At 56.0% G+C, this 17,906-nt stretch carries 18 protein-coding genes, 1 rRNA gene and 1 riboswitch; of the genes, 16 read left to right on the top strand and 3 right to left on the bottom strand.

The features are described 5' to 3' along the window. Nucleotides 1-98: ribosomal RNA gene (gene rrf / locus CV944_RS11675) — 5S ribosomal RNA — on the top strand; the annotation flags it as partial. Nucleotides 99-338: 240 nt separating this feature from the next. Here rrf and CV944_RS11670 read toward each other — a convergent pair. After that, nucleotides 339-782 (bottom strand): Hsp20/alpha crystallin family protein, encoded by a 444-nt coding sequence (locus tag CV944_RS11670; RefSeq protein WP_100664233.1) that lies wholly within the window; start codon nucleotides 780-782, stop codon nucleotides 339-341. A 147-nt stretch (nucleotides 783-929) separates the two neighbouring features. Further along, nucleotides 930-1,031, top strand: a riboswitch (purine riboswitch). Between the two features lie 110 nt (nucleotides 1,032-1,141). Between CV944_RS11670 and purE the strand changes: the two genes are divergently transcribed. The 12 genes from purE to purD all read left to right on the top strand — a co-directional run bounded on the left by purE (nucleotide 1,142) and on the right by purD (nucleotide 13,945). Next, complete coding sequence (gene purE, locus CV944_RS11665) at nucleotides 1,142-1,630, top strand: 5-(carboxyamino)imidazole ribonucleotide mutase (RefSeq protein WP_033009939.1); 489 nt, start codon at nucleotides 1,142-1,144, stop codon at nucleotides 1,628-1,630. Further along, nucleotides 1,614-2,771 carry a 5-(carboxyamino)imidazole ribonucleotide synthase gene (gene purK, locus CV944_RS11660; protein ID WP_233205002.1) on the top strand — a complete coding sequence of 386 codons (1,158 nt, stop codon included), beginning with the start codon at nucleotides 1,614-1,616 and terminating at the stop codon, nucleotides 2,769-2,771. The genes purE and purK overlap by 17 nt, the downstream gene beginning before the upstream one ends. Continuing rightward, nucleotides 2,768-4,063 carry an adenylosuccinate lyase gene (gene purB, locus CV944_RS11655; RefSeq protein WP_100664232.1) on the top strand — a complete coding sequence of 432 codons (1,296 nt, stop codon included), beginning with the start codon at nucleotides 2,768-2,770 and terminating at the stop codon, nucleotides 4,061-4,063. The genes purK and purB overlap by 4 nt, the downstream gene beginning before the upstream one ends. 60 nt (nucleotides 4,064-4,123) lie before the next feature. Beyond that, nucleotides 4,124-4,867, top strand: a complete 744-nt coding sequence (purC, locus tag CV944_RS11650) for a phosphoribosylaminoimidazolesuccinocarboxamide synthase (protein WP_100664231.1) — start codon at nucleotides 4,124-4,126, stop codon at nucleotides 4,865-4,867. Then, on the top strand, nucleotides 4,855-5,109 hold the full coding sequence (purS, locus tag CV944_RS11645) for a phosphoribosylformylglycinamidine synthase subunit PurS (RefSeq protein WP_049624734.1): 255 nt from the start codon (nucleotides 4,855-4,857) through the stop codon (nucleotides 5,107-5,109). Before purC ends, purS begins: the two co-directional genes overlap by 13 nt. Further along, on the top strand, nucleotides 5,106-5,792 hold the full coding sequence (gene purQ, locus CV944_RS11640; protein WP_100664230.1) for a phosphoribosylformylglycinamidine synthase subunit PurQ: 687 nt from the start codon (nucleotides 5,106-5,108) through the stop codon (nucleotides 5,790-5,792). Before purS ends, purQ begins: the two co-directional genes overlap by 4 nt. Then, nucleotides 5,776-8,004 (top strand): phosphoribosylformylglycinamidine synthase subunit PurL, encoded by a 2,229-nt coding sequence (gene purL / locus CV944_RS11635; protein WP_050368120.1) that lies wholly within the window; start codon nucleotides 5,776-5,778, stop codon nucleotides 8,002-8,004. Before purQ ends, purL begins: the two co-directional genes overlap by 17 nt. After that, nucleotides 7,980-9,392, top strand: a complete 1,413-nt coding sequence (gene purF / locus CV944_RS11630; protein ID WP_033009946.1) for an amidophosphoribosyltransferase — start codon at nucleotides 7,980-7,982, stop codon at nucleotides 9,390-9,392. The genes purL and purF overlap by 25 nt, the downstream gene beginning before the upstream one ends. 65 nt (nucleotides 9,393-9,457) lie before the next feature. Further along, nucleotides 9,458-10,498, top strand: a complete 1,041-nt coding sequence (gene purM, locus CV944_RS11625; protein ID WP_033009947.1) for a phosphoribosylformylglycinamidine cyclo-ligase — start codon at nucleotides 9,458-9,460, stop codon at nucleotides 10,496-10,498. Beyond that, on the top strand, nucleotides 10,495-11,127 hold the full coding sequence (gene purN / locus CV944_RS11620; RefSeq protein WP_033009948.1) for a phosphoribosylglycinamide formyltransferase: 633 nt from the start codon (nucleotides 10,495-10,497) through the stop codon (nucleotides 11,125-11,127). The genes purM and purN overlap by 4 nt, the downstream gene beginning before the upstream one ends. Next, the gene (purH, locus tag CV944_RS11615; RefSeq protein ID WP_063330261.1) at nucleotides 11,090-12,628 is read left to right on the top strand and encodes a bifunctional phosphoribosylaminoimidazolecarboxamide formyltransferase/IMP cyclohydrolase; all 1,539 of its coding nucleotides are present in this window, start codon (nucleotides 11,090-11,092) and stop codon (nucleotides 12,626-12,628) included. Before purN ends, purH begins: the two co-directional genes overlap by 38 nt. A 24-nt stretch (nucleotides 12,629-12,652) precedes the next feature. After that, on the top strand, nucleotides 12,653-13,945 hold the full coding sequence (purD, locus tag CV944_RS11610) for a phosphoribosylamine--glycine ligase (RefSeq protein ID WP_033009951.1): 1,293 nt from the start codon (nucleotides 12,653-12,655) through the stop codon (nucleotides 13,943-13,945). Here the strand turns inward: purD and CV944_RS17970 are convergent. Further along, entirely contained in the window at nucleotides 13,899-14,003 is a 105-nt protein-coding gene (locus CV944_RS17970; protein ID WP_325048220.1) for an EYxxD motif small membrane protein, read from the bottom strand. The genes purD and CV944_RS17970 overlap by 47 nt on opposite strands. A 294-nt stretch (nucleotides 14,004-14,297) precedes the next feature. Beyond that, nucleotides 14,298-14,543, bottom strand: a complete 246-nt coding sequence (locus tag CV944_RS11605; protein WP_033009953.1) for a YgaP family membrane protein — start codon at nucleotides 14,541-14,543, stop codon at nucleotides 14,298-14,300. A gap of 94 nt (nucleotides 14,544-14,637) precedes the next feature. Between CV944_RS11605 and CV944_RS11600 the strand changes: the two genes are divergently transcribed. From CV944_RS11600 to CV944_RS11590, 3 genes are all read left to right on the top strand, one after another. Continuing rightward, on the top strand, nucleotides 14,638-16,383 hold the full coding sequence (locus tag CV944_RS11600; protein WP_100664229.1) for an adenine deaminase C-terminal domain-containing protein: 1,746 nt from the start codon (nucleotides 14,638-14,640) through the stop codon (nucleotides 16,381-16,383). Nucleotides 16,384-16,432: 49 nt separating this feature from the next. Continuing rightward, nucleotides 16,433-17,422, top strand: a complete 990-nt coding sequence (locus CV944_RS11595) for a DUF3048 domain-containing protein (RefSeq protein ID WP_199170452.1) — start codon at nucleotides 16,433-16,435, stop codon at nucleotides 17,420-17,422. Between the two features lie 102 nt (nucleotides 17,423-17,524). Then, nucleotides 17,525-17,851 (top strand): YerC/YecD family TrpR-related protein, encoded by a 327-nt coding sequence (locus tag CV944_RS11590; protein WP_033009956.1) that lies wholly within the window; start codon nucleotides 17,525-17,527, stop codon nucleotides 17,849-17,851. The last annotated feature ends 55 nt before the right edge of the window (nucleotides 17,852-17,906 follow it).

Genomic DNA, 17,906 nt, shown 5'->3' with positions numbered 1-17,906 from the left:
GGGAAACACCCGTTCCCATCCCGAACACGGAAGTTAAGCCCTCCAGCGCCGATGGTAGTTGGGGCCAGCGCCCCTGCAAGAGTAGGTCGCTGCTAGGCAGGCAAAAATGAGGGAGCTGTTTGGTTCTCTCATTTTTTTGCCTATTTCAAATGAGTCATTTTGAATGACGCCATTTTTAATCCTCTCCCCCAAAATGTAAAGCGTGATCATCGTTTCCTAGACCCCCTTTTTCATAAAAGCGATAGGAAACGGAAACTCGCGAAAGGGTGTCCTGCACGGCATGGGACACCCTCTTTTTTTATATGCGGCGGTTGACGGTCTGCTGCCTATTGGGACGATCATTCCCCTTTTTTAATCATAATTTTCTTTTTGGGTTCTTCGGGAATGAGGCGATGCAAGTGAATGAAGAGCAGGCCGTGATGGTATGTCGCTTCAATGCGGTCCTCTTTGACCGGGAATGGCAGTGGAACGGTTTTTTCAAACCGGCCTTGGAAAATGCCTTCTTCTACTAATTCAAACTCTTTAAAGTTGAGATTGACTGTCGCCTTCACTTCCAGCGTTTTGTATGATACATACACTTCCGCGTCCTCGATTTTTTCCAGTCCGGGAAGGCTAATGACGATGAGCAGTTCGTTGTCTTTCTTGTATAGGTTCATGCCGGATGATGGTTTGTTTGCCGACGGCAGCAACGGCTGAATGCTCCCCCAAAAATCGGTTTGGAAAAACTGCTGCCAATGCTTTGTCCAATCGGAAAACGGTGTGAACGGGTTTTGATCAGCCATGGCGTTTCCCTCCTCTGCTCCTTCATCATATGCCGCCCTGTCTGTTTGGTGATTAATAAAATACGAACATTTCCTTTTCAAAAATATTAAATGTTCGATTTTGCCTTGACACTTTGTTTCAAAACTTGTTAATATAAAAGTAGCTTCATAGTGTATCGCAATGTCCCTCATATAATTTTGGGAATATGGCCCAAAAGTCTCTACCCAATCACCGTAAATGATTGGACTATGAGGGGAAGGATCGGTTTTGGCTTTTTTTCGATCAGCAACTGTCAAAGCCCAGAACGATGCTTTCCCTCGCTTATAAGAGGGAATGTATGTTCTGGGCTTTATTGTTTTGCATTAAAGGGGTGGAACGTATGAGCCCGATCGTCGGGGTTGTGATGGGAAGCCATTCGGATTGGGAAACGATGCGGCATGCTTGCGCTGTTCTTGAGGAATTGGGGATTCCGTTTGAGAAAAAAGTCGTGTCGGCGCATCGGACGCCGGATGAGATGTTTCGGTATGCAGAAACGGCGGAGGAGAGGGGCATTAAAGTCATTATTGCTGGGGCCGGCGGTGCGGCTCATTTGCCGGGGATGATTGCGGCGAAAACGACGCTGCCGGTGATTGGGGTTCCTGTGCAGTCAAAAGCATTGAATGGACTTGATTCGTTATTGTCGATTGTGCAAATGCCGGGTGGGGTGCCGGTGGCGACGGTGGCGATCGGCAAGGCGGGGGCGACGAACGCGGGGCTGCTCGCGGTGTCGATCGTTGGACTGTTTGAGCCGCGCTATATGGAGGCGCTCAAAGCGCGGCGGGAAGCGATTCGAAAACAAGTCGTGGAAAGCAGTGATCAGCTTGGCTAAGCGGCGGATTGTTCCCGGACAGACGATCGGCATTATCGGTGGGGGGCAGCTCGGGCGGATGATGGCTTTGGCGGCGCGTGAGATGGGGTTTCGCATCGCCGTGCTGGATCCGACGCCTGACTCCCCGTGCGGGCAAGTGGCCGATGTGGAAATCACCGCGCCGTACCATGATTTGGATGCGATAGCTGAACTGGCGCGCGTGAGCGATGTCATTACGTACGAATTTGAAAATATCGATGCGCAGGCGCTTGAGTGGCTGGAGGCAAACGCCTATGTCCCGCAAGGAAGCCGGCTGCTGGCGGTGACGCAAGACCGGGCGCTCGAGAAGGCGGCGATCGTCGAAGCCGGGCTGCCGGTGGCGCCGTATCGGGAAGTGGACGGATGGGATGAGTTGGAACAGGCCGTTGCCATGATCGGCTTTCCGTGCGTCTTGAAAACGCGGCGCGGCGGTTATGACGGCAAAGGGCAATATGTGCTGCGCGGCGAAGGCGATCTAGCCAAAGCGGCTGATTTGCTTGGGCTTGGCCCATGCATTTTGGAAGGCTGGGTGCCGTTTGTGAAGGAAATGTCGGTCATTGTCGCCCGCAACCTCGATGGTGAGACGGCTGTTTTTCCAGTGGCGGAAAATATTCATATCGAGAACATTTTGCATCAAACGATCGTTCCAGCACGGATCCCGCAACACATCGAGCAGAGGGCGGTCCGTTACGCCAAGACGCTGGCGGCGTCGTGTTCGCTTGTTGGGACGCTGGCCGTTGAAATGTTTTTGACGGCGGACGGGGATATTTATATTAATGAGTTGGCCCCTAGACCGCACAACTCGGGTCATTATACAATCAATGCATGTGCGACGTCGCAGTTCGCCCAGCACATCCGCGCCGTCTGCAACTGGCCGCTCGGATCGACGGAGTTGTTGAAGCCGGCTGTGATGGTGAACCTTTTAGGGGAGCACGTCGGACCGGCCATCGGGCAGATCGGGGCGCTCGGCGGCGCAGCCTATCTCCATTTATACGGCAAGCATGAGGCGAAGCCGAAGCGAAAAATGGGCCATGTGACCGTACTGGCGGACGATGTTGAGGAAGCGCTGAGGCGAATCGAGTCGTGGCAAATTTGGCATGATCGGAGGCTGGAACGAGGATGATTGAACGTTACACAAGACCGGAAATGGGAGCGATTTGGACCGAGGAAAACCGCTTTAAGGCATGGCTTGAGGTGGAACTGCTCGCGTGCGAGGCGTGGGCCGAGCTTGGCGTCATCCCAAAAGAAGATGTCCGCCGCCTGCGTGAAAACGCGTCGTTTGACGTCAACCGCATTAAGGAAATCGAAGAAGAAACGCGCCACGATGTCGTCGCCTTCACCCGCGCCGTTTCTGAGACGCTTGGGGAAGAACGAAAATGGGTGCATTATGGTCTCACGTCGACCGATGTCGTCGATACGGCGCTCGGCTACTTGTTAAAGCAGGCGAACGCGATTTTGCGGCGTGATTTGGAAAACTTCATTCAAGTGCTGAAAGAGAAAGCGCGCGAACATAAATACACGGTCATGATGGGGCGCACGCACGGCGTTCATGCCGAACCGACGACGTTCGGGCTGAAGCTGGCGCTTTGGTATGCCGAGATGGTGCGAAATTTGGAGCGGTTTGAACAAGCTGCCAAGATGGTGGAAGTAGGGAAAATTTCCGGCGCAGTCGGCACGTACGCCAACGTGGATCCGTTTGTGGAGCAGTATGTGTGTGAAAAACTCGGCTTGATGCCGGCGCCGATTTCGACGCAGACGCTGCAGCGCGACCGCCACGCTTACTATATGGCGACATTGGCCTTAATTGCGACATCGATTGAAAAATTTGCCGTCGAGATTCGCGGCTTGCAAAAAAGCGAAGTCCGCGAAGTCGAAGAGTTTTTTGCCAAAGGACAAAAAGGCTCATCAGCGATGCCGCATAAGCGCAATCCGATCGGTTCGGAAAACATGACCGGCATGGCGCGCGTCATTCGCGGCTATATGGTGACAGCGTACGAAAACGTGCCGCTTTGGCATGAACGCGACATTTCCCATTCGTCGGCCGAGCGCATCATTTTGCCGGATGCGACGATTGCGTTGAATTATATGTTGAACCGATTCGCGAATATCGTGAAACATTTGCTTGTGTACCCGGAAAACATGAAAAAAAATATGGAGCGCACGTTCGGGCTCATTTACTCGCAACGCGTGTTGCTCGCTTTGATTGACAAAGGGATGACGCGCGAGGAAGCGTACGATTTGGTGCAGCCGAAAGCGATGGAAGCGTGGGAGCGACAAGTGCCGTTCCGCTCGCTTCTTGAAGCGGATGAGCGGATCATGAGCCGGCTGACGAAAGAGGAGCTCGATGATTGTTTTGATTATCGCCATCACTTGAAACATGTCGATACGATTTTTGCCCGCTTAGGGTTGGAGTGAGCGGCTGCCGGCTGGTCGAAGCCGGCCGGCTATACAAAAGATTTTCAATCTTCTGGACAAATGGAGGCGTTGATCGTGCCGACGAAACAACAGCTGTTATATGAAGGGAAAGCGAAAAAAATTTACGCGACTGACGAGCCAGATGTGCTTTGGGTCGAGTACAAAGACAGCGCAACGGCGTTTAACGGCGAAAAAAAGGCGACGATCGCCGGCAAAGGGCGGCTCAATAACGAGATTTCCAGCTTGTTGTTTTTGAAGCTGCGCGAAGCAGGCATTGCCAATCATTTTATTGAAAAGCTGTCGCCAACGGAACAATTGGTCCGGCGCGTGACGATCATCCCGCTTGAAGTCGTTGTCCGCAATGTGGTAGCGGGAAGTTTAGCCAAGCGGATCGGTCTAGAGGAAGGGACGCCGCTTGAGGCGCCGCTTGTTGAGTTTTATTACAAAAACGACGACCTTGGCGACCCGTTGTTGTTGGAAGATCATATCTTCATTTTAAAACTCGCCAGCCGCGAGGAGATTGACCAGTTGAAACGCGAAGCGCTCAAGGTGAACGACGTGCTGGGGGCCCATTTTGCGGAACGAAAGGTGAGATTAATTGATTTTAAGCTGGAGTTCGGCCGCACGGCGGACGGGGCGATTGTTTTAGCCGACGAGATTTCGCCCGATACGTGCCGGCTGTGGGACGCTGACACGAACGAGAAGCTCGATAAAGACGTGTTTCGCCGCGATCTCGGCAGCTTGACGGAGGCGTATGAAGTCATTTTACAACGATTAGGGGGAGAATCGGCATGTACAAGGTAAAAGTATATGTGACGCTGCGCGAAAGTGTGTTGGATCCGCAAGGGACCGCGGTGAAAGGGGCGCTGCACAGCTTGTCATATACGGAAGTGAAAGATGTACGAATCGGGAAGTTCATGGAGCTTGTGATGGAAGAGAGCGGCCGCGACATCAACGAGATCGTTCGCGAGATGTGCGAAAAGCTGCTCGCCAATCCGGTGATTGAAGATTACCGCTATGAAATTGAGGAGGCCGTCGCCCGATGAAGTTTGCCGTCGTTGTATTTCCGGGATCGAATTGCGACGTCGACATGTATCATGCGATCGCCGATGAGCTTGGCGAGGAAGTCGAGTACGTCTGGCATGATGAGGACAACTTGGATCGGTTTGACGCCATTTTGCTTCCAGGCGGGTTTTCGTACGGCGATTACTTGCGTTCCGGAGCCATTGCCCGTTTCTCCAAGGTGATGGCTGCCGTAAAAAAAGCCGCCGAAGCGGGAAAACCGGTGCTTGGGGTGTGCAACGGGTTTCAAATTTTGCTTGAAGCCGGCTTGCTTCCTGGGGCGATGCGCCGCAATCAAGGGTTGAAATTCATCTGCCGGCCGGTCCAGCTGACGGTGGAAAATCATGAAACGATGTTTACGTCTGCCTACGAAAAAGGCGAAGTCATTACAATTCCAATCGCCCATGGTGAAGGGAATTATTATTGCGATGAACAGACGCTCGAGCGCCTTGTCGAGAACCGGCAAATCGTGTTCCGTTACCATGGAGAAAATCCGAACGGCAGCCTCATGGATATTGCCGGCATCGTCAATGAGCGGGGCAATGTGCTTGGCATGATGCCGCATCCGGAGCGGGCGGTCGACGCCTTGCTCGGCAGCGCGGACGGATTGAAACTATTCCGATCGATCGTCAACTATTGGAGGGAGACGCATGTCGTTACTGCTTGAGCCGAGCGCGGCGATGATCAAAGAACAACAATTGTACCGCGAGATGGGATTGACGGATGACGAATTTGCGCGCATTGAGGCGATTTTAGGAAGGCTGCCGAACTACACGGAAACCGGCATTTTTTCGGTAATGTGGTCGGAGCACTGCAGCTATAAAAACTCGAAGCCGGTGCTGAAAAAATTCCCGACCGACGGCCCGCACGTGCTGCAAGGGCCGGGTGAGGGTGCGGGCATTGTCGATATTGGGGACGGGTTGGCGGTGGCGTTTAAAATCGAAAGCCACAATCACCCGTCGGCGATCGAGCCGTATCAAGGGGCGGCGACCGGGGTCGGCGGCATCATCCGCGACGTCTTTTCGATGGGGGCGCGGCCGATCGCGCTGCTCAATTCACTTCGGTTTGGCGAACTGACGTCGCCGCGCGTTAAATATTTGTTCGAGCAGGTCGTCGCCGGCATTGCCGGGTACGGCAACTGCGTCGGCATCCCGACGGTCGGCGGTGAAGTGCAGTTTGATCCGTCGTATGAAGGGAATCCGCTTGTCAACGCCATGTGCGTCGGGATCATCCGCCATGAGGATATTCAGCGCGGCATTGCGACTGGAGTCGGCAACACGGTCATGTACGTCGGGGCGAAAACGGGCCGCGACGGCATCCACGGGGCGACGTTTGCATCGGAAGAGTTGAGCGAACAGTCGGAAGCAAAGCGCCCGGCCGTGCAAGTCGGCGATCCGTTTATGGAAAAACTGCTGCTGGAGGCGTGTTTGGAAGCAGTCAAGTCGGATGCGTTAGTCGGCATTCAAGATATGGGGGCGGCAGGGCTCACGAGTTCATCCGCCGAAATGGCAAGCAAAGGCGGATTTGGCATTGAAATGAATTTGGATCTCGTCCCGCAGCGCGAGACCGGCATGACGCCGTATGAAATGATGCTGTCTGAATCGCAGGAGCGGATGCTGCTTGTCGTCAAGCAAGGGCGGGAAGACGAAATCGCTGCGATTTTTGCCAAGTATGGGTTGGAAGCAAAAGCGATCGGCAAAGTGACCGATGACAAAATGCTTCGTCTCTGGTTCCGCGGCGAGGTGGCGGCGGAAATTCCGGTGGACGCGCTGGCGAAAGACGCGCCGGTTTACCATAAGCCGTCGAAAGAGCCGGTTTACTACCGCGAATTTCAAGCGATGCCGCCGTATATTCCGCACATCGAAGACTACAACCAAACATTGCTCGGGCTGCTCGCCCAGCCGACGATTGCGAGCAAAGAATGGGTGTACGACCAATATGACTACATGGTGCGGACGAATACGGTCGTCGCCCCAGGATCGGACGCGGCCGTCGTGCGCATCCGCGGCACGAATAAGGCGCTTGCGCTCACCACGGATTGCAATTCGCGCTACTTGTACTTGGATCCGGAAGTGGGCGGGAAAATCGCCGTCGCCGAGGCGGCGCGCAACGTCGTTTGTTCGGGGGCGAAGCCGCTCGCGATTACGGACTGCCTTAACTTTGGCAGCCCGGAAAAGCCGGAGATTTTCTGGCAGCTCGAAAAAGCGGTCGACGGGATGAGCGAGGCGTGCCGGGCGCTCGGGACGCCGGTGGTGAGCGGCAACGTCTCGCTGTACAATGAAACGAACGGTGTGGCCGTCTACCCGACACCGGTCGTCGGCATGGTCGGGCTCATTGAGGACCTTTCGCATATTACCACCCAGCTATTTAAGCAAGTGGGCGACCTCATTTACGTGATCGGCGAGGCGAAGCCGGAGTTTGGCGGCAGCGAGCTGCAAAAATGGCTGGAAGGCCGCATTTTCGGAAAAGCACCGGAGATTGACTTAGAGGTGGAGGCAAGACGCCAGCGCCAGCTGCTGGCGGCGATCCGCGCTGGGGTCGTGGCGTCGGCGCATGATGTGGCGGAAGGTGGGTTGGCGGTCGCGTTGGCGGAGTGCCTGATGGGGGCTTTAGGGCTTGGCGCCAAGGTGACGGTCGGCGGCGACCTCGTCAGTGAACTGTTCGGCGAAACGCAATCGCGCTTTGTTGTTTCAGTGAAAAAAGAACATCAGGAAGCGTTTGAACAGCTCGTGGAAGCGAAGCGAATCGGCGAAGTGACAGGCGACGGCATCTTGACAGTGAACGGGGAACAGGGGGAAACGGTCATCCGCCTTTCGGTTGACGAGATGCGAAACGTCTGGAAAGGGGCTATTCCATGCTTGCTGAAATCAAAGGATTGAACGAGGAGTGCGGCATTTTCGGCATTTGGGGGCATGAAGACGCCGCCCGGCTCACATATTACGGGCTTCACAGCCTGCAACACCGTGGGCAGGAAGGGGCCGGCATCGTGGCGGCGCATAACGGGAGCTTATCCGGTCATAAAGGGCTGGGGCTGGTGACGGACGTGTTTCAAAGCGGCACGCTCGATGCACTCAAAGGGGCGGCGGCCATCGGTCATGTCCGCTATTCGACGGCGGGCGGGGGCGGCTATGAAAACGTGCAGCCGCTCTTGTTCCGCTCGCAAACCGGATCGATGGCGCTCGCCCATAACGGCAACTTGACGAACGCCATCGAGTTGAAGCTCGCGCTTGAAGGACAAGGAAGCATTTTTCAGACGACATCGGATACGGAAGTGTTCGCCCATCTCATCCGCCGCAGCCAAGCGCCGACGTTTGTCGGGCAAATGAAAGAGGCGCTCAGCCAGATCGAAGGGGCGTTTGCGTTTTTGCTGCTGACGGAAGAAGCGCTCTATGTGGCGCTTGACCCGCACGGCTTCCGGCCGCTGTCGCTCGGCCGGCTCGGCTCGGCGTATGTCGTGGCGTCGGAAACGTGCGCGTTCGACGTCATCGGCGCCACATACGAGCGGGAAGTGGCGCCTGGGGAATTGCTCATCATCAGTCATGAAGGGGTGCGTTCGGAACGGTTTGCTCCTAGGCAGCCGCGGTCGATTTGCAGCATGGAATACATTTACTTCGCCCGCCCGGACAGCCATGTCGACGGCATCAACGTCCATACGGCCCGCAAAAACTTAGGGAAACGGCTGGCGCTTGAGGCGCCGGCAGAGGCCGACATCGTCACCGGCGTGCCGGACTCGAGCATTTCGGTCGCCATCGGCTATGCGGAAGCGAGCGGCATCCCCTATGAATTAGGGCTCATCAAAAACCGTTACGTCGGCCGGACGTTCATCCAGCCGTCACAAGCGCTTCGTGAGCAAGGCGTGAAAATGAAGCTGTCACCGGTGCGCGGGGTTGTGGCCGGCAAGCGGGTCGTGATGGTCGACGATTCGATCGTGCGCGGGACGACAAGCCGGCGCATCGTCACGATGCTCCGTGAAGCGGGGGCCGTGGAAGTGCATGTGCGCATCAGCGCCCCGCCGATCACCCATCCTTGTTTTTACGGCATTGATACGTCATCAAGGGAAGAATTGATCGCGGCGAAATATTCGGTCGAAGAGATTCGCCGCTTGATCGGTGCGGATTCACTGGCGTTTCTCAGCCAGGAAGGGATGCTTGAGGCGATCGGGCGCCCGGACGTCTCGCCAGAGCGCGGGCAATGTTTGGCATGTTTCACTGGCCAATATCCAACCCGCATCGGCCGGGCTGTCCGACCGTGCTTGACGGTGAAATAACATCGCGATGGAGAACGCGATTCGGTGTGAAGTTGGCTGCATGGCGGCCAAAGGGAGGATGGAATGTGGCAAACGCATATAAAGAAGCAGGGGTTGACATTGAGGCGGGTTACCAAGCGGTCGCTCTCATGAAACAGCACGTACAAAAAACGATGCGCCCGGAAGTGCTGGGCGGGATCGGCGGCTTTGGCGGTTTGTTCGATATATCGGCGCTTGGCTATCGCCAGCCGGTGCTTGTCTCCGGCACGGATGGCGTCGGTACGAAGCTGAAAGTGGCGTTTTTGCTTGACCGACATGATACAATCGGCATCGACTGCGTCGCGATGTGTGTCAACGATATTCTTGTCCAAGGAGCGGAACCGCTCTTTTTCCTTGACTATATCGCCTGCGGCAAGGCGGTGCCGGAGAAAATCGCCGCCATCGTCAAAGGGGTGGCCGACGGCTGCGTCGAAGCCGGCTGCGCCTTGATCGGCGGGGAAACGGCGGAAATGCCGGGAATGTATGAGGAAAATGAGTATGACTTGGCAGGGTTTGCGGTCGGCATTGCGGAAAAAGAACGATTGGTGACCGGGCAAACGATTCAAGCGAGCGATGTGCTGATCGGACTGCCTTCAAGCGGTCTCCACAGCAACGGCTACTCGCTCGTGCGCCGCATCGTGTTTGACCAAGCGAAGTTGGACGTTGACCGCATTTACGAGCCGCTTGCGGTTCCGCTCGGCGAGGAGTTATTGAAGCCGACACGCATTTATGCGAAACCGTTGCGTTCTTTGCTGCAGACGTTTACGATCAAAGGGATGGCTCATATTACCGGCGGCGGATTTATCGAAAACATTCCGCGCATGCTGCCTTCCGGGCTGGGTGCGCGCATTGAGCGCGGCTCATGGCCGGGGCTGCCGATTTTTGATTTTTTGCGCCAAAACGGCGGGCTTGAGGAAGAAGAGATGTTTTCCGTCTTTAATATGGGCATCGGCCTTGTGATGGCGGTCAGCCCGGAGGCGGCGGACTCGGTTGTCGATGCGCTGGCCCAGCAAGGGGAGGCCGCATACATTATCGGCGAAGTCGTCGAAGGGGAAGGCGTGTCGTTTGCCGGAGGGAACGGCGCATGAAACGGTTGGCGATCTTTGCGTCCGGGAGCGGCACGAACTTTCAAGCGATCGTCGACGCAGCCAAGCGCGGTGAGGTGCCCGCGGAAGTAGCGCTTTTGGTGTGCGACCGCCCGGGGGCGAAAGTCATTGAACGGGCGGCGCGCGAAAACGTGCCGGCGTTCGTGTTTTCGCCGAAAGAGTATCCATCGAAGGCGGCGTTTGAAAGCGAAATTTTGCGCGAGCTGAAGGAGCGGCGCATCGACTGGATTGCGCTCGCCGGCTATATGCGTTTGATCGGGCCGACGTTGCTTTCCGTCTATGAAGGGAAAATCGTCAACATTCATCCATCGCTGCTGCCGGCGTTTCCGGGCAAAGATGCGATCGGCCAGGCGTACCGGGCGGGCGTTTTGGAAACAGGCGTCACCGTCCATTATGTTGATGAAGGGATGGACACCGGGCCGGTCATCGCCCAGTGCGCCGTCCCGATCGTGCCCGGTGAGCCGATCGAGGCGCTTGAGGCGCGCATCCATCAAGTTGAACATGAGCTGTATCCAGCGGTGTTGCGCATGCTGCTAGGGGAGAAGGAACAACAGGAAGAAAGGATCGAGAATGATGGCAGTGAAACGAGCATTGATCAGCGTGTCCAATAAAGAAGGGATCATTCCGTTTGCAAAGCAGTTGGCGGAACTTGGCGTCGACATCATTTCGACCGGCGGGACGAAACGGGCGCTTGAAGAGGCCGGCGTTCCGGTCATTTCGATCTCCGATGTCACCGGGTTTCCGGAAATTTTGGACGGGCGCGTCAAAACGCTGCATCCAGCCATCCATGGCGGCATTTTGGCGGTGCGCAGCGATGAGCGCCACCAAGCGGCGCTTAAAGAGCACGGCATCCGCCCGATCGATTTGGTCGTCGTCAACTTGTACCCGTTCCAGCAAACGATCGCCAAACCGGACGTGACGCTGGCCGAGGCGATTGAAAACATCGATATCGGCGGCCCGACGATGGTGCGGGCGGCGGCGAAAAACTATGCCGATGTCGCGATTGTCGTTGACCCGGCCGACTATCCAATGGTGATCGAAGAGCTGAAAACAACCGGTTCGATCCAAGCAAAGACGCGGCAGCAGCTGGCGGCGAAAGCGTTCCGCCATACGGCGGCGTATGATGCGATGATCGCCGAATATTTGACCGGTCTCACCGGCGAAGAGTATCCGGAAACGCTCACCGTCACCTACACGAAAAAACAGTCGTTGCGCTATGGCGAAAATCCGCATCAATCGGCGGCGTTTTACGCCAAACCGCTCGGCGCGGCGTTCTCGATTGCCAAAGCGGCACAGCTGCACGGAAAAGAGCTGTCGTACAACAACATCAACGACGCCAATGCGGCCATCAACCTCATTCGCGAATTTCAAGAGCCAGCCGCAGCGGCGATCAAACATATGAACCCGTGCGGCGTCGGGGTCGGTGCCACGCTTCTTGAGGCATTTACGAAAGCGTACGAGGCCGATCCGGTCTCGATTTTCGGCGGCATTGTCGCCGTCAACCGGGAAGTGGACAAAGAAACAGCCGAACGGATGCACGACATCTTTTTGGAAATCGTCATCGCCCCATCGTTCAGCGACGAGGCGCTCGCCATTTTGACGAAAAAGAAAAACATCCGCTTGTTGACGCTTGATTTTGCCGCGCCGGACGTTAAGGAAAAAACGCTCGTTTCCGTCAATGGCGGCTTGCTTGTGCAAGAGGCCGATAAGTATACGCTTGAAGACGCCGAATGGAACGTCGTCACGAAACGCGAGCCGACCGAGGCGGAGCGCGAACAGCTTCGATTTGCTTGGAAGGTTGTCAAACATGTGAAATCGAATGCGATTGTACTCGCCAAAAACGGGATGACGGTCGGCGTGGGCGCCGGGCAAATGAATCGAGTCGGCGCGGCCAACATTGCCATTGAACAAGCCGGGGAACAGGCGGTTGGCGCTGTGTTGGCGTCCGATGCGTTCTTCCCGATGGACGACACGGTTGAAGCAGCAGCAAAAGCCGGCATTACCGCGATCATTCAGCCGGGCGGCTCGATTCGCGACGCCGACTCGATTCGCAAAGCGGATGAGTACGGCGTGGCCATGGTGTTTACCGGCGTGCGCCATTTCAAACATTAAACGGCGGCAAAAAGGAGGAAGACAATGAACGTTCTGGTAGTCGGACGCGGCGGGCGCGAGCATGCCATCGCCTGGAAAGCGGCGCAAAGCCCGCTTGTGGACAAGCTGTACGCGGCGCCAGGCAACCCGGGCATCGGGGAAGTGGCGGAGCTCGTCGACATTGATGAGCTCGATATCGACGCGCTTGTGCAGTTTGCGAAGCAACGCGCAATCGGTTTGACGATCGTTGGGCCGGAAGCGCCGCTGGCTGCTGGCATCGTCGATCGGTTTCTGGCTGAGGGGCTTCGCATTTTCGGCCCAACTCAAGCGGCAGCGCTCATCGAAGGAAGCAAGGCGTTTGCGAAGGAGCTGATGAAGAAATACGGCATCCCAACGGCGGACCATGCGACCTTTGCGTCGTATGAAGAGGCGAAAGCTTATATTGAACAAAAAGGCGCGCCGATCGTCGTGAAAGCGGACGGATTGGCCGCCGGAAAAGGCGTGACCGTCGCCCAAACGGTGGAAGAAGCGCTGGCCGCCGCGAAGGCAGCGCTTATCGATGGCCAGTTTGGCACAGCCGGCTGCCAAGTCGTGATCGAGGAGTATTTGGAAGGCGAAGAATTTTCGTTTATGGCGTTCGTCAACGGCGAGAAGGTGTATCCACTTGCCATCGCCCAAGACCATAAGCGGGCGTATGACGGGGATGAAGGTCCGAACACCGGTGGGATGGGAGCGTATTCGCCAGTGCCGCAAATCTCAGCGGAGACGGTGGAAACAGCGCTGGAAACGATTTTGCGCCCGGCCGCCAAAGCGTTAGTGGCTGAAGGCCGGCCGTTTACCGGCGTGCTGTATGCTGGGCTGATCGAAACGGCAGCCGGGCCGAAAGTGATCGAATTCAACGCCCGTTTTGGCGATCCCGAGGCGCAAGTCGTGCTGCCGCGGCTGAAAACCGATTTGGTTGAAGCGATCCTCGCGGTGATGGAAGGAAAAGAGCTGGCGCTTGAGTGGACGGACGAAGCGGTGCTCGGCGTCGTGCTGGCTGCCAAAGGCTATCCGGGCGCCTATGAGCGCGGAGCGGCCATTCGGGGGGTGGATCGGCTTGATTCCGATGTGCTGCTATTCCATGCCGGGACGAAGCAAGAAGACGGTGCACTGTACACGAACGGCGGCCGCGTTCTTCTGGCAGCAGCGAAAGGGAGCACACTCGTTGAGGCGAAGGAAAAAGTGTATGAACAGTTGACGCGAATCGAAAGCGACGGGCTGTTTTACCGCCGCGACATCGGCCGGCGCGCTATCGAACGCGCCTCCGCCGCATATACACGTATGAAAGAGCGATAATTCCCCCGATTAACGCGGCCAATACGAACGACATATCGGTCATATATTCCAGCAACATGGTCAATCACTCCTTTGGGTGGAAGGTGTCCCGAATCTGGGACACCTTTTTGGCGTGATAATGGAACAATTCGGGCGGGGTCGAAGCCAACTTTCCTGAGAAGTCCGGGCGGCTCAAGACGCAAGTTCCAAGTAAATGGACGACAAGGCCGAAGCCAGTTCCCCGCAAAGTGGATGCCTCCGAACTTGACGAGACGCGGTCGCAGCATCTTCGTCCGCCGGCGCAACACGCGCCAGCACGACAGGAAACAGGTGCCATATGCAACCTTGTTCCAAGTTGACCGCATGATGTTCGTTACGTTGGATTGACAACGGCTTCTTTTTGTTCTTCAAGCAGCTGCTGGCGCTGCATGTTGTCAAACAAGGCCGTCAGCGGGCAAAAACGGGTAATCCCTTCACCGACTTTCATGGCCCCAAGCAAAGCGGCGAACAAGTACGATGTGCACCATGGCCGCCGGGCCAGGCGGGCGGTCGCCCACGCTACGACAGTCAAACCGAGCGTAATGCGAATGAGCGCATTCACAATGCCGATATTTGCCATTGGCTTGCCCCTCCTCATCTTTTTATTGTGAAAATCGCTTTCGTACGTTAAAATGATTATATGGAACGATTAGGAAACAAGGGACGGGGTGTCAATGGGCGAACAACGTTACCGCTGGAAAGGCAGCGAACTGCGTGAACAAGCAGCAGTGATTGATGGCAAACAATCACCAACGAAAGTATTGGTGAATGCGACGTATTTGCACTCGTATTTTCGTGAATGGGTAAAAGGGAACATATGGATCCATGGGGACCGCATCGTGTATGCCGGAGAGCGTCTTCCCGACCGGGTCGACGAGGCGTGCGAAGTCGTCGACTGCCGCGGGTATGTGCTCGTTCCCGGCTACATCGAGCCGCATGTCCATCCATTTCAATTATATAATCCCCATTCATTTGCCCGTTATGCAGCGGCGCGCGGGACGACGACGCTAGTGAACGATAACTTGTTTTTCCTTTTGCATCTGAATGATGACGAGGCGCTTTTATTTTTGCAACAAATGAATGCGCTTCCAACATCGATGTATTGGTGGTGCCGGTTTGATGGCCAAACGGAGCTGGAGCGCGAGGATGAGCAATTGTCCAACGCCCGGATCAAACGATGGCTTGACCAGGAAACGGTCCTCCAAGGCGGCGAGCTGACGTCGTGGCCGAGACTCGTCAGCGGCGACGACATCGTTCTGTATTGGATGCAAGAGGCGAAACGGCGGCGCCGCAAAATCGAAGGGCATTTTCCGGGAGCGTCGGAAAAAACGCTTGTCAAAATGGCGCTATTTGGCGTGGATGGCGACCATGAGGCCATGACGGGAAAAGAGGTGCGAACCCGTCTTTGGCACGGTTATACGGTCACGCTCCGCCATTCTTCGATTCGTCCGGACTTGCCGGTGCTGCTTGAGGAAATGAAAGCGCTCGGCATTCGGCATTACGACAAATGTTTGTTGACAACCGACGGTTCGCCGCCGTCCTTTTACGAAGGCGGGGTGATCGATTGGCTCATTCGCATCGCCATTGAGCATGGCGTGCCGGTGATCGATGCGTACGCGATGGCGACGCTCAACGCCGCCCGCCATTACGGCATCGAACATCTCCACGGCAGCATCGCGACCGGCCGCATCGCCCATATCAACTTCCTGCGTTCGGCCCACGATCCGACTCCGGTGCAAGTGCTCGCCAAAGGCGAATGGGTGAAGCGCGACGGAGAAGCGCCGATCCCATGGACGGCGCCCGCATGGGAACAGTTCGGCATCCGGCCGCTGTCGCTGTCATGGGAACTCGGGTGGGATGATTTGCAGTTTTCGATGCCGATGGGATTGCGAATGGAAAATGCCGTTATTTTAAAACCGTATTCCGTCTCGATCGACACATCGCGCGACCGGCTAGGGCATGATCATGATGAAAGCTTTTTGGTGCTGCTTGACCGGAATGGACGCTGGCACGTCAACACGATGCTCAAAGGCTTTTCATCAGCGCTCGGCGGGTTGGCGAGCTCGTACTCGAATACGGGCGATTTGGTTTTAATCGGCAAACATAAGGAAGATATGTTGCTCGCTTTCCGACGGATGAAGGAAATCGGCGGCGGCTTGGCGCTTGCCGAAAATGGCGAAATCGTATTTGAGCTTCCGCTTCCGCTTGGCGGCATGATGTCCGCGCTGGAGATGGAGTCATTGATCGACAAGGAAAAAGAGTTCGTCCGTCTGTTGCGGGAGAGGGGATACCGCTTTGAAGACCCTGTGTATTCGCTCTTCTTTTTGCAGTCGACCCATTTGCCGTATGTGCGCATCACCCAGCGCGGCATTTACGATGTCATGCACAAAACGGTACTCTTTCCTTCGATAATGCGGTAAAATAAAAAAGAAAAAGGTTGTGTGTCCATTGAAACGTTGGCTGTCTGCCATGGGCTGTATGGTGCTGCTCCTTGGTGGGTGCACCGCCCAAAGCGAACCAAAGCCGGCGAAACCACCTGCGCAAGAGCGGCCGCCTCAGCCCCCAGCAGAGGAGAAGGAGAAAGAAACGTTTCCGCTGACCGGGCTGCCGGCGGAAGGGGACGTTCATCAGCGGGTTGTCGGCGTGATGGTCAACAACCATCCGAAGGCGCGCCCGCAGTCGGGATTAAGCAAGGCGGATATCGTGTACGAGGTGCTCGCTGAGGGGGATATCACTCGCTTTTTGGCGCTTTACCAAAGCGAACAGCCGGAACGAGTCGGGCCGGTGCGGAGTGCGCGTGATTATTATATTGATTTGAGCGAGGGCTACAATGCCATTTATGTTTGCCATGGATGGAGCCCGGAAGCGAAAGCGCGGCTCGAGCAGGGGGAAACCGATTATTTGAACGGGCTCTTTTATGACGGAACGCTGTTTAAGCGCGTTTCCTTCCGCAAGGCGCCGCACAACTCGTACATTACGTTTGCCAACATTGAAAAAGGGGCGGAACAAAACGGGTATGCTTGGACGGACGATGTCGCACCGCTGCCGTTTCGCGCGGACAAACCGAGCGGGGAAAAGGCAGGGACGGTCCGCATCACCTATTCGCACCGCTCGTACGCCCAAGTGGAATACCGCTATGCTCCGGAACGGCATGGGTATTACCGATACAGCGGCGGCGAGCAGACGGTCGATTACGATACGCGCGACCCGGTTGTGGCGCAAAACGTGATGATCATCGCCGCCCGCCATCAAGTGATCGACAGCCATGGGCGGCGCGACGTTGACCTCACGTCCGGCGGCCAAGGCTATTTGCTGCAAAACGGCATCATCCAGCCGATTGAATGGAAAAATGTCGACGGCCGGCTGCTGCCATACCGCGATGGGGCGCCGGTCGGGTTCGTGCCTGGCAAAACGTGGATCAATATCGTTCCGGAACTGGCGATCGTGCAATGGCGGTGACCCGAAAACGGCCGCCGGCGGGTTTTCCAAACCATAAACATAAAGAGGAGAGCGCCAACAGTCCACCAAATCGTTTTTCGCCAAAGCAAGGAGGAGACAAACATGCAAATCGACAAGCTGCGCGGCAGAGAGCTTGATCAACTGTTTAAAGCCATCTTGTCGCTGCGCGATTTGGAAGAGTGTTACCGTTTTTTCGATGATTTATGCACCGTCAACGAAATTCAGGCGCTTGCCCAACGTCTGGAAGTCGCCCGCATGTTGCGGGAAGGGTATACGTACCATAAAATTGAAACGGAAACCGGAGCGAGCACGGCGACCATTTCGCGCGTCAAACGCTGCCTCAACTATGGAAACGATGCCTATGCCATGGCGCTTGACCGCATTAAAGAGGAACAACCGCAAGAAGAGAATGAAGCGGTGACAGACTAAGCAGGCAAGGAGATTCCTTCCATTCGCAAAGGAACTCCTTTTCTTTTTGCGGATT

The sequence above is a fragment of the Geobacillus sp. WSUCF-018B genome (assembly GCF_002809985.1).
GTDB classification, from domain to species: Bacteria; Bacillota; Bacilli; order Bacillales; family Anoxybacillaceae; genus Geobacillus; species Geobacillus thermophilus.
Note: the sequence above shows the minus strand (reverse complement) of the source record. Positions and strands in the feature narration are given on the sequence as shown.